The sequence below is a fragment of the [Borrelia] tanukii genome (assembly GCF_030439725.2).
GTDB lineage: Bacteria > Spirochaetota > Spirochaetia > Borreliales > Borreliaceae > Borreliella > Borreliella tanukii.
The window spans coordinates 14,413-26,743 of the sequence record NZ_CP179584.1; the positions used below are offsets into that span (position 1 = coordinate 14,413).

14 protein-coding genes are annotated in these 12,331 nt (G+C 30.0%); 13 read left to right on the top strand and 1 reads right to left on the bottom strand.

Annotated elements, in window-relative coordinates:
- Positions 1-328: 328 nt before the first annotated feature.
- Together QIA27_RS05695 and QIA27_RS05700 are read left to right on the top strand one after the other, a co-directional pair.
- Positions 329-1,657, top strand: a complete 1,329-nt coding sequence (locus QIA27_RS05695) for a DUF244 domain-containing protein (RefSeq protein ID WP_418906342.1) — start codon at positions 329-331, stop codon at positions 1,655-1,657.
- A 50-nt stretch (positions 1,658-1,707) separates the two neighbouring features.
- Complete coding sequence (locus QIA27_RS05700) at positions 1,708-2,133, top strand: DUF261 domain-containing protein (RefSeq protein WP_418885746.1); 426 nt, start codon at positions 1,708-1,710, stop codon at positions 2,131-2,133.
- 5 nt (positions 2,134-2,138) lie between these two features.
- Here the strand turns inward: QIA27_RS05700 and QIA27_RS05705 are convergent, their stop codons facing one another.
- Positions 2,139-2,915 carry a site-specific integrase gene (locus QIA27_RS05705; RefSeq protein ID WP_418906343.1) on the bottom strand — a complete coding sequence of 259 codons (777 nt, stop codon included), beginning with the start codon at positions 2,913-2,915 and terminating at the stop codon, positions 2,139-2,141.
- A 437-nt stretch (positions 2,916-3,352) separates the two neighbouring features.
- Here QIA27_RS05705 and QIA27_RS05710 point away from each other — a divergent pair, with 437 nt between their 5' ends.
- The 11 genes from QIA27_RS05710 to QIA27_RS05760 all read left to right on the top strand — a co-directional run bounded on the left by QIA27_RS05710 (position 3,353) and on the right by QIA27_RS05760 (position 12,320).
- Complete coding sequence (locus QIA27_RS05710) at positions 3,353-3,934, top strand: Erp family outer-surface lipoprotein (RefSeq protein WP_418906344.1); 582 nt, start codon at positions 3,353-3,355, stop codon at positions 3,932-3,934.
- 26 nt (positions 3,935-3,960) lie between these two features.
- Positions 3,961-4,641 (top strand): ErpL protein, encoded by a 681-nt coding sequence (locus QIA27_RS05715; RefSeq protein ID WP_418906345.1) that lies wholly within the window; start codon positions 3,961-3,963, stop codon positions 4,639-4,641.
- 181 nt (positions 4,642-4,822) lie between these two features.
- On the top strand, positions 4,823-5,293 hold the full coding sequence (locus QIA27_RS05720; protein WP_418885691.1) for a DUF643 domain-containing protein: 471 nt from the start codon (positions 4,823-4,825) through the stop codon (positions 5,291-5,293).
- A gap of 188 nt (positions 5,294-5,481) precedes the next feature.
- Complete coding sequence (locus QIA27_RS05725) at positions 5,482-6,048, top strand: DUF603 domain-containing protein (RefSeq protein WP_418906346.1); 567 nt, start codon at positions 5,482-5,484, stop codon at positions 6,046-6,048.
- Positions 6,045-7,397: a PBSX family phage terminase large subunit gene (locus tag QIA27_RS05730; RefSeq protein WP_418906347.1), complete on the top strand. Its 1,353-nt coding sequence runs from the start codon at positions 6,045-6,047 to the stop codon at positions 7,395-7,397. The genes QIA27_RS05725 and QIA27_RS05730 overlap by 4 nt, the downstream gene beginning before the upstream one ends.
- Before the next feature lie 77 nt (positions 7,398-7,474).
- Complete coding sequence (locus QIA27_RS05735; RefSeq protein WP_418885650.1) at positions 7,475-8,701, top strand: phage portal protein; 1,227 nt, start codon at positions 7,475-7,477, stop codon at positions 8,699-8,701.
- A gap of 16 nt (positions 8,702-8,717) precedes the next feature.
- Positions 8,718-9,410 carry a DUF1357 family protein gene (locus tag QIA27_RS05740; protein ID WP_418885751.1) on the top strand — a complete coding sequence of 231 codons (693 nt, stop codon included), beginning with the start codon at positions 8,718-8,720 and terminating at the stop codon, positions 9,408-9,410.
- A gap of 11 nt (positions 9,411-9,421) precedes the next feature.
- Positions 9,422-9,979: a DUF228 domain-containing protein gene (locus QIA27_RS05745; protein ID WP_418885652.1), complete on the top strand. Its 558-nt coding sequence runs from the start codon at positions 9,422-9,424 to the stop codon at positions 9,977-9,979.
- A 4-nt stretch (positions 9,980-9,983) separates the two neighbouring features.
- Entirely contained in the window at positions 9,984-10,745 is a 762-nt protein-coding gene (locus QIA27_RS05750; protein ID WP_418906348.1) for a DUF228 domain-containing protein, read from the top strand.
- Between the two features lie 27 nt (positions 10,746-10,772).
- Positions 10,773-11,342: a DUF228 domain-containing protein gene (locus QIA27_RS05755; protein WP_418885617.1), complete on the top strand. Its 570-nt coding sequence runs from the start codon at positions 10,773-10,775 to the stop codon at positions 11,340-11,342.
- 18 nt (positions 11,343-11,360) lie between these two features.
- Positions 11,361-12,320, top strand: a complete 960-nt coding sequence (locus QIA27_RS05760; RefSeq protein ID WP_418885618.1) for a hypothetical protein — start codon at positions 11,361-11,363, stop codon at positions 12,318-12,320.
- Positions 12,321-12,331 lie beyond the last annotated feature (11 nt).

A 12,331-nucleotide genomic window follows, 5' to 3' on the forward strand; every position in this document is an offset into this window, starting at 1 on the left:
TTAAGCATGAAATTATTCTTTTGATTTTTTAGTATTGACATTTTAGTGGGACTTAACCGATTTTCTAATAAGATAATTTGGTCAAGTCCCACCTTTTTAAGAAAAAGTTGACAAAAACAGTTTTTGCCATATAATATATATAGCTAAAAATGTTGCAAAAATCAAAATTAATCCGATTGGGTTGGGACTTAACAGATTTTCTAATAAAAGAATATAAAAGAATTTCGTTAAGTCCCACTTCTTTTTTACAAAAATTTTTGTTAAAAACTTGGCAAAAATAGTTTTTGCTATATAATTATTATTAATCTAAATAAGGAGGTTGACGATTATGTCACAAGTAACAAATAATAATCAAGATATGCAAAATAATGGAGTATCTAAAATGATGAATTTTGATCAACAAAGTTTTATTGGATGTGAAGTGTTTGAAGAAAAATCAAATATTGTTGTTAAAGAAAAAAGTAAATTGAGCAAGATAGGTAAAAAATTACCAGGAATAAGCAGTCAAGAGTGTTTTAAATTTAATAGAAATATTGATTTTAGCGTGCAAAGAAACAAGCTTGATAAATACGGTGCTAGTGAAGTGGGTACTGTTCTAATTGGTGGAGCTGGACTTAAAGACTTAATGATCAATCGAGTGCTTAAATATTTTGGCATGAGTATACCTTTTGAAGAGAATTTGTATATGTTAAAGGGCAAAGAGTTAGAAAATTTAGGATTTAGAGAATTTGTTAAGGCACATGGTGATGATATTGATGTACTATACAAAAACAAATATGCCAACGGTGTTGATAAATATAATTATTCCAAAAAAATAAATGGTTCAGAAAATTTAGTAGGCTCAACAATTGATGGCTGGTTTATGAATAAGGAAGGTAATAAAGAACTTTTAGAGATTAAGAGTAGTGACTCTAATTATATGAGTAGCGCTATAGCGGAGTACAATAAAAATGGCAATTTCTTAAGTAGTAAGTATTTTTTCAAATACTATGTGCAGGCACAAATACAGCTAGCATGTACCGGACTTGAGTATTGTAATTTATTCTTCTTGATAGATGCTGCACCAGTTAATTGTAAGATACAAAGAAATGACTCTTTAATAACAAAAGTTTTAGAATTTGTTCAAAAATGTGAGCGTGAAGTTTTCAATATAAGAAACGAAATTGCTAAAAACCATGGGATTAATTTATTAATCGCAAGTGATCATGATAATGAAACGTTTATTAATCTTGTTGAAGAGATTGAGGAGTTGGTAGTAAAGAGTGATTTTTATCAATCTGGGACTGAGTTTGATTGGGTAAAAGAATTTGTAGAGTATGTTAAGTGTATAGACCTTGAGATTAAAACCGAGCAGGCTGCTATAAATCTTGAGGAGAATCTTATTGAGATTGACAAGCTAAAAGCAGAATTAAATAAAATTCAAAATGAAAATAGAAAAAGAGAAAAACCTATAAAAAATCTGCTCAAAATTAAAATTGATAATATTTTGGATAAATATCCACTAATTCATCATATGAATTACAGATTTAGAGAATTTGTGTTCAATTATGATCCTAAGAAAAGGGCAATATCAGATAGATTTACTGAATTTTTAACAACAAGTAATAAGATATTCTTACCAAGCAATATAGCGTATGCAAATAGTGTCCCCTTTTGAATGGGGATACTAAAGAGTTAAAAAAAATATTTAACATTGGAGGTTGATCAATGATTATTAGTAAAATAAAACAAAGTAATAATGGGTTACTCACAGAGATACAAAAGTGGGGGTGCTATTTCTTATGTCTGCATTACTACACAAGTTTATTTAAGAAACTTGAATTTAATGTTTTTGATATAAATGCATCGTATTACAGATTTTTAGGACTTGGATATATTAGGAGTAATTGTTTTATTAAAGATCCTTGTATGATACTTAATTACTACGGAATTAGAAGTAGCGCAAGATATGAAACTTCTCGTTATTTTGGAACTGCAAATGAATTTGAAATAAGCGAGGTTAAAATTAAGGGGGTTAATGGATTTCACTTTATTGCTACGAAAGAACAAGAGATATTATATGATTCTCTTGATTTAAAGCCTCGTGGAAAAGAATTTAAGGTAACTTCAAAACGTATCTTTAAGTTTAAGTAGTTGCACTATAGCTTTAAGCTGTTTTTTGTACATTTATAAGCTTGAATTTTGTTTGCAGAAGATAGTCCGTAGATATTATCAATTTCGGAGGTTGAGTAATACTTCATAAGTTCTTTAATTTGAAAAGAATTATAACCATTAGATTTTAAATTTGAAATAAATAAATTTCTACATAAATGAAGTGATTTATTTGCTTTAAAGCCTGATCTTTTAAGAAGATTTTTAAATTTTCTAGAAATGTTGATAATATCAATTTGATTGTCTTTAAACTTATGTTTAGTTTTTTGGAAAAGATAAGTACGCCTTGTATCAATATTTTTTTCATCGAAATGATTTTTATGCGCTGCTTGAATAGCGTCAAATTCTTTAGAGTTAATTACAATTTCTCTAATACAAGTGACACTTCGTTTTTTTGCTACATTTACTTTTATATTATAAAAAATTTCACCAGTTTTACTTGATAACTGGGTAATATCTTGCATTTTTACTTTTTGAATTTCAGTGCCTCTGCATCCACTTATTAAAAGCAAATATACGAACCAACCAGATATTGGATCAATTTGTTTTAATTGTTTAATACATTTTATGATTAATTTGCTAGTTTTTGGAGTTAAGTAAAATTTAGGGCTAGGTTTTAGAGGTTCTTTTTTATTTTTAGATGAATTTTTTAGAGTATTTTTGAGAATTTTATTTTCATCTTTTAGATTTTGATAATCTTTTAATAGTTTAAGGAAAAAATCTGTACCACCGTTATTTAAATTAAGATAATTATTAAAGTCCATAATATCAGCTCCTTAAAAGTGTTACTTTTTAAATTAAGTAAAAGTAATAAAAATAGATAAAAATTGCAATTTACATTTTATCAAAAACTAGAAATTTTAGTCAAATTTAGGTGTCTCTCATTGCATGAAGAATTTGGCATTTAGAGTGGCTGTGGTGAGCAGAAGTGGTAGTTTCTAAGAGGGTCGGCTAAGAAAGACATGATACTTTAGCTGATATATAGCAAATACCCCGAAATTTAATTTGTATGTGTTTTGTAATTTGTTGTAGTGAGTTTGACATTTGCAATGGAGAGATTTTCCGGAGTTGGTTAAAATTACATTTGAGTTTTGTTACTATGTAATTCGAAATGTAACAAAATTAATTATTTAAAACCGTAAAAAATTGTATTTATTGGGGGTTTGCATTATCTTTGAGATTTATGAAGTAGGAGTAACTTATGAAGAAAAAGATAGGAATGTTTATTATTTGTGTTGTTTTTGCACTGATAATTTCTTGTGGAAATTTTACAAGTAGTTCAAGCGAGTACGGTAGTTTAAGTGAGCAAGTAAGTAGCAATACAATAAAATTCTCGGAATTTACTGTGAAAATTAAAAATAAAGACAATAGTAGCAATTGGAGCGACTTAGGGACTTTAGTTATAAGAAAAGAAGAAGACGGCATTGCAATAGGTTTAAATGCTGGAATAGGGCATACATCTACATTCTTTTCATTAGAAGAGTCAGAAGTTAATAACTTTGTGAAAGCAATGACTGAAGGTGGAGCGTTTAAAACCAGTTTGTATTATGGATATAATAATGAACAAAGTGATGCAAATGGTATCAAAAATAAGGAGATAATAACAAAGATAGAGAAAATTAATGATTCTGAACATATTACATTTTCAGGAGATAAAATTATTAAAGATGAAGAAGATGAAGAAGATGAAGAAGAGGAAGAAGAGGAAGAAGATAGAGATCTAGAAGATAAAACTGCTGAATATGCAATATCACTAGAAGAGCTTAAGAAGAATTTAAAATAGAAATTAAAGTATAAGAGAGGACAATTATGAAGAAAAAAATGTTTATTATTTGTTCTATTTTTGCATTAATAATTTCTTGCAAGAATGATGCAATTAGTAAAGATTTAGAAACTTCAGTGCAAGATTTAGAAAGTGCAAAACAAGTAGAACAAGAGATAAAAGAAGAATTTAATGGATTGTTAAATATTTTAGAGACAAAAGACGTATCTAAATTAGATACATCAGAGATTGAAAAAACAATTAAGGACTTAAAGGATCAAATAGAAAAAACGGATGCTAAAAAAACTTCTCTTAAAACATATTCTGAGTTTGAAAAAACATTAAAAGAAATAAGAGAAAAATTAAAGGATAAATTACAAAATAAGCAAGAACTTGAAAAGGAATTAAAAGAACTTGAAGATAGCTTAAAAAAGAAAAAAGATGATAGAAAAAAAGCCCTAGAAGAAGCTAAAAAAGAATTTGAAAAGCTTAAAGGTGAAGTTAATTCTGTAACTGGGGTAACTGATGGCCATCAAAGTCAGAATCAAGGAAAAGTTGGGCAACAAGCTTGGCAGAAGGCTAAAGAATTCGGTTTAAGTGTAAATTCTTCTGGTGGTGCTGATACTAGTGGTATGTCAAATGAAATAATAACTAATGCGCTTAAGCAAATTGAAGAAGAACTTAAAAATTTTGGAGAAGAGTCTAAAAGTTCAGAAGAGAAAAAATAAAGAAAATGGTTTTCACAAGTATAAAATATGAAAAACAAGACTAACAATTAGTCTTGTTTTTATTTATAAAGTATTAACTTCGCTAAACAGTTTAATATTAAACATTTTTCAATGGTTTTTGTAATTTCCTCCTTTGCTAAAATTTTAGCATATATAATTGTGTTTTTGCTATAATAATCATATGATAGATAATATGCATGCTAATAAAGTTTCAGATTTTTATGATAATTTAGATAAGGAAACAAAAAAGGAAATACACATCGCTTATGAAATAATAAATGATCCTTTAGGACCACCCACAAAAGAATTTATTAAAGGGGTTTTAAAAGATAGATATCTAATAGAAAAATATAGAAGTTCCAAAAATGTTGAGATTAATTATAGCTACAAGGAAGGAATGCTAGAAAAATGTTTGGAAAAATTAGGAGATGATGAATCTATCAATTTTTTGTTTTTTGTTAGTTTTATTTTTTATAAGATAGTACGAAAAGTCTCGAAACGAAACCAACCACATGCGATTGAAGAATTTAAAGATATGTTATTTATAAGTATACACTACTATGACAAAGGAATTTTCACAAGTAATAATTTTATGAATGAAGTGAAATATTTTTACAAACTTACAAAATCAAGGTTTTTAAAAATACAATAAATTATTGAACCGCTATTTTCATAATCTTTGGTTTAGAAATAGAAGCGAGCTATATCAATAAAAGCCAATAAATATGAAATACTCCTCAATAGATATCAAGAAGTTATCAGTTTATGTTAACAATTCATCAAATTGATTTACTATTTAGAGTAACAAGTTGTTAATTTTGTTACTTTGGGTTAATGTCTTTGAAAAGAGTTAAAAGATCTTTTGATGATTATGTTGCATATTTTAGAGAAGGCTCATTAAATGATGGAGAAATAGCGACTAGACTCGGAGTTTCTAGAGTAAATGTATGGAGAATGAGACAAAAATGGGCAAGTGGGGAAACTTCTGTTAACGAAGATTCTAGAGTAACAATTAGTGAAGATACTTTTGAACACCTTGTAGCACAAACTTTTAAATCTGAAGTTAAGGCTAAAAAAGCTAAGGGCGAATTAGATTTAGAGCGCTCTAATTTAGAATTGGGATTTATACGTGCATTTAAGCAATATTCTAGTATTGAACTTGCTAGTATGTTTTCAAAAATAGATGATTTAAGATTTAAAATTGAATCTTTAAATAAACAATGTAACAAAAAAAATGCAAAATGTATTACTGAAGAAATTAATTCTTTAAAAGATGAACTTGATGATCTAATAAAGGAGTGCTCAATAAGGGAAATGGAGCTTTACTATGAATGTATGAAAAGACTTGCTGCTGCTCATGAAGTTGAGAGCAAAAGCAACTACAAAAGTAGTAAAGGACATAAGTGAACTTATATCAAACAAAACTTTTTACGACACTTCAAAAGCAATATAAAAATCAGTTTGGAGTTGATATATCGCAGTTTGTAAAGGTAACAAACTCTTCAATCAATTTTGATCAGTTTGAAGAAGAATATTTAACCGTAAAGCAAAAGAATGTGATAAAAAGCATTCAAAAGAACAACGAAAAGAAGATTATATTTAGTGGTGGTATTGCTAGCGGTAAAACATATCTTGCATGTTATCTGTTTATTAAAAGTTTAATTGCAAATAAAAAGCTATACTCTAGTGATACTAATAATTTCATTATAGGCAATTCTCAACGTTCAGTTGAAGTTAATGTTTTGGGGCAATTTGAAAAGATATGTAAACTTCTTAAAATTCCTTATATTCCAAGACATACAAATAATTCATATATACTGATAGATTCACTTCGTATTAATTTATATGGCGGGGATAAGGCAAGTGATTTTGAAAGGTTTAGAGGTAGTAATTCAGCGCTTGTTTTTGTTAATGAGGCCACTACTTTACACAAACAAACTTTAGAAGAAGTGCTAAAAAGACTCAGATGCGGACAAGAGACTATTATTTTTGATACTAATCCTGATCATCCGGAACACTATTTTAAAACTGATTATATTGATAATACAGCGACTTTTAAGACATATAATTTTACAACTTACGATAATGTACTTCTTAGTAAAGGATTTATCGAAACTCAAGAGAAACTCTATAAAGATATACCAACATACAAGGCAAGAGTTTTACTAGGAGAATGGATAGCAAGCACCGATTCAATTTTTACACAAATTAATATTACTCAAGATTATGTGTTTAGCAGTCCCATAGCATATTTGGATCCAGCATTTAGTGTTGGAGGGGATAATACCGCTTTATGTGTTATGGAGGAGGTTGATGATAAATATTACGCATTTGTATTTCAAGACCAAAGACCAGCCAATGATCCTTATATTATGAATATGGTCAAGACTGTTTTAGAAAATTTCAATGTAAATACACTTTACTTAGAAGATAGGGACAATACTAAAGGTGCGGGGGCATTGACTCGTGAATATATGACTCTTAGAAACAATATGGGCCATTATTTTAGAATTGTACCGGTTAAACCAAAGTCCAATAAATTTAGTAGAATAACATCGTTAATCACACCGTTTACTTACAAGAAACTTTATATTGCAAAGTACAGCAGTTCTTCTGTATTTAATGATATTTACGCTTATAAAGGGGATAACAAAACCCATGATGATGCACTTGACGCAATGTCCGCTGCATATTTGATGTTGTCTTTAGGATATAAAGAGCGAAGTATTCATTTTGGCAGCCAAAAATTTTTGTAAATTTTATTGACAAAAATATTAGTTTTTGCTATTATACACATAATTTAATTAAGAAAATTAAGAATAAGAAGTAAAAAATGTGTAATTTAAGAAAAGCAAAACTAGTAGATAAAATAAGTTCACTAGAACTATATAGATATTCAATATTTTTTAGAAATTACATAGAAAATGTAGCAGAAGACTGCCTCAAGAACGGGCTTGTTCTTGAAAGCACTACTAGCAATGTTAGTGAAGCAGAACTTTCTAGATTAAAGGTGCAGCTTAAGAATGCGCTTTTAAATTGTATTATAAGCTACCGTTTTCATGGCATTGGATATGTTTTAGTAAAAACCAAAGACACACTGCTAGACCTTGAAGAACCTGTTAACATAGAGCTACCTGTTGGATTTGAATACCTTGATCATGAATCTGTAAGAGATTCAGGGGTTGATGTTGATCATATAACTTATAAAGTAAAAGCCAACAGTAATGGTAATTCTTTAGATGCAGTTAAAATACACAAAAGTCGACTCATAATATATGAAAATTTCGATTATATCTTAAAAAGATATGTTCCGTGTTATACGGAAAGTTTTTTGTTAGATATTTACTTGTTTGAAAAAATATACGTTGAAATAGAAAAACGCATTGAGAACCACAATTTTTTGTTTTATAAAGACGAATCTTTAGTGCAACTACAAGACGCGCTCTCTAGTGCTACAACTTCTTTGAGCGCACTAACTAATAGTAGCAATAATGAAAAGGGCAGTAGCATTTTGTCTTCTTTTTTAAGAAAACAAAATACAAATAATCATAATAAAGATATTTCTAATTTACGCAGTCTTAATGATTCACTAGCACATGAGCTTGCTAGGCTTAAAAGCAATCTTAATAATGAGGGGATGTTTTACACCGCAACCCCTAGCGCTAGTTTAGAAGTTGTTAAGTACGATCTTAGTTATTTAAAAGAAGCGTTGGCATTAATTAAAGCAAAAATTGGTGCTGATACTAAGGAGCCTCTAACTAGAAGTTTTAACGAGCAGGCTAAAGGACTTGGAAATGATGGTAAAGGCGATAGGAGTAATTATTATGATTTTCTAAAAGGGGTACAAGAACAAATTGAGAATTCTTGTAATTTAAAACTTACTAAATATTTTGGTCTTGATATGAGGTTTAATTCACTGATTATGTTAAGTGAAGATCAAAAGGTAGAAAGAGATATTAAGCTAATTGAGCTTTACAGTAAATATAACGAGCTTATACAAAGCAGCGCCTTTAATAACGAGGAGCTAGCTATTTTAAAAGAAAAGTTATTCTCATTTTGAGAAAAGGAGTTAAAAAGTGATTGAAAATGAAGAAAAAGAAGACTTGCAAGTACAAGTTAAAGAAGAACAGCAAGTTAAATCTGATACTAAGATTATAAGTTCTGGTGAATATGAAGAGTATATGCGCCTTAAAGAACAGGCAAATGCAAAACCTAAAGAGATAAATCGTGATTTAAGCATAAATGAGCGAATAACAAAAGAACTTGCAGAAGTTGAAGAGCGTGAGCGTGTTGAAAAGCAATTATTACTAGAGGCAGATCGTATAAATGAAATTGATACGCTAGCAAAAGCACATCTTAGCAATCATTTTAATAAAGAAGTGCTACTTGCAAAAGGATACACTCTAAAAGACATTATGCAAGCGCAACGTAGAGAACTTGTTCGCAAGTTTGTTCCAATTGAGCAAATTAAAGCTATTTCTAAAGTAGCAGACATAACCCATATTGATGGGGAGATACTAGAACAACTAGTTTCTTTAGCTAAAGTCAACATCAAGTTAAGAAAAAATGCGAACAGCAATTCTTCTTCTGTTGATTCTATTAAAGGCAATATTGTTGCTAAATCAGAAGAGCGAGTAAGTTTGCTTGATTCTAATTTTGTTCCAATTAATTTTACAGAATTTGTACAAGCTATTAGTAATACTTACAAGCAAAGACGAATGCAATTTTATGAAAACTTGAAAAGAAATAAAAGAACAAGTATTGCGTAAAGGAGTTTTTAATGAGTGACATTACAAAGATTAAACAAGAGTTTGATAAAAAAGTTGCCGAAATTAAGGCATTAATGAAAAATCCCCAACATGATGCAAATTTGCTTGGCAATTCTATTGATTTTAGAAATAAAAACTTAATTTATGCCAATTCTGGTGGAGTTAGAACTAGTAGTAAAGACAAAATAGAAAATTATCCTGCTAAGGGTTATCCATACAAGCGCGGAGTAAAGCTTAGTTTTAGTGCTGATGGTACAACAGAGCTTGAAGTTGAGGCTGGTGGTGGAGAAGACTTATACGGAATATGCGTTGATATAGATGAGTTTACCGGTATAGCCACTGTAATTCCAATTACTAATAATTTTGAAGGGTATTTAGTATGTAAAAAAGAGAATCAAAGCAGTATAAGCATTGGGGATAAACTGAATTTTAGTGAACATGGGGAGCTTGAAAAAGTTAGTGGAAATAATAAACCTATTAATGCTATAGCGCTATCAAAAGCACATAAATTAACTGAGGATTTATATATTATTCTTGCTAGCGTTTTTGGGAATAGAGCAAAAGGATAAGTAAATGACTGTAAAAGGTAAAGGACAAGTTCCAGAACCCGATGTTGATGATAATTTACAATTGGGCTTAGAAGAAGTTCAACCTGCTGTTCCTAGAGCGCGACGTCAAGCAAGAAGTGCTGATGATGTACAAGGGGTAGATCCCTATTTGGACTCAGTTAAAGAACTTGACGACATTCTTTTGAAATTCAAAAAATATTCAAAATCAATCAGTTCTATTGAGAACAAGGTTTTTGAAAGTTCAAGTGGTTGTTTTAGATCTAAAAATGAACAAGTTGATGCATATACATTTTCATGTTCAAGTTATGCAGACAAAATAGAAGAATATTTTTATGACCCCGAAAAGAGTTTTCCATACAAGCGTGGGGTAAAACTTGTTCCAAAAGAGAATTCTTTATATGTGGAGATTAGTTCAGATACGGATATTTACGGTATATGCGTTGATGTATGTGAGTTTAGTTGCACCGCATACGTTTTACCAATTACAAATAATTTTGAAGGATATCTTGTTACAAGAAACCCAAGTATAAAAGCTGGGGAAATATTAGATATTAATAATGACGGGGTGATTATCAAGGCTGGTGGTGGGCCACCAACGTATATTAATGCATACGCACTTTCTGATTCATTTACAATCAATTTTAAACCAGAAGAAGAGATTAAGGATGAAAACCGTAAGCAAGATTATTTTATTAGTTTGGTAAAAGTTACAATTTTTGGCAATAGAGCTTATGAGAAAACAGTAGTGCCTGATGCTGGTGGTTAAGGCTAAAAAATAAAAGGAGGCAAGTGAATGGCGGATACAACGCAATTAGTAAAAGAGTATCAAGAAAAACGAAGTAAACTAGAAAAGTTAATGAAAAATCCCCAACAGGATTCTGGTTTACTTACTAATTCTTTAGAGTTTAGAGATAAAAATGTGCAATTTTTTGCTTCTGGAGGTACTCGAACTAGTAAGTTTGACAAACTCGAAAATCATCCATTTATAGGATATCCGTACAAGCGTGGAGTCAAAAGAGTAATTCAAGAGGCAAAAGCAAATGAACCTCACTATGAGCCTTATGTTGAGGCTGGTGGTGGTGAAGACTTGTATGGAATATGCGCTGACATTGATGAATTTAGCAAAACTGCTACTATTATTCCAATTACTAATAATTTTGAAGGGTATTTGGTAGCAAAAGATGCTACACCTAAAGCAAAAGACAAACTTGTTTTCAATAAAGATGGCGCTCTAGAAAAGGTTTCTGGAGGGAATAAAGCGACTGTTAATGCAATAGCATTATCTGATTCAAAACAAATTAGTAATGATGTTTATTTGATTAAAGTAGCGGTATTTGGAAATAGAGCTAAAAGCTCAAATTAAAATTTAGGAGGATTTAATATGGAATTATTTGATGAAAATTATTATGCAAAAGCTGTAGCTAATATTATAGGCGAAGTTAAGGATCCTATAATGTATAAATGGTTTTTACCGGAACAAATTGAGGATGTTGATCTTCAAATGGGCTACCAAAGAACTGTAAAGTGGGACGCATTTCTAAATGCTAACCCTACAACAATTGCCAATGAGGTTAATACTATCTCAACTATTGGATTTAGTTCTGAAGTGGTAAGACTTAATTACTTAAAACTACAGTATAAATTCAGACACTTAAAGCAAGCGTCCGAAAAATTTTACACTTCAGACTCATATATTGGCGACATTAATAATAATCTACTTCCTTTCAATCAAGCTTATAAACTTGCAAGCAGCGAAATTATTAAACTTATTAACCACTTTGTACTAACCGGCACTGTTTCAATTCAAAAAGATGGAAAAAATCAAAAACGGTTACTTCCTAATATGTATGGACTTCTTAATATGCCACATCAAGTAAAAGAAGAAGTTGCAAGTGGCGATAAAGATAAAATGGAAAAAATATTTGAAAAAATTGAGGCGGGACTATCTAAGTTAGAATTGGGCGATGAATTTTCTACACCCATGATGGTAATAGTTGATCCCGCAACTTCATTGAAATTGGTAAAACCATACGTGGTAGGACAAGCCCCCGCATCAAATAGTGAAAAATGGGAAGATGTTCTAATTCAAACTATTAAGGCTATTAATAATAGAGAAGATGTTTACATTGAAACTTCAAACTTGTTAAAACATCAAATACTGATTTATCCACTAAATTCAGAACTAATTAAGTTTAAACCTAGTAAGTATATGTTACCTACACCAAATGAACAAGTTGATAGAGACTCAACTGATATTGCTCATTCATACATTGATTTTGTTTTAGGTGGTCTACTTGCTACCAAAAAGACCATTTTGCAAATTCATATTAAACAAAGTTAAAAAGATAAGGT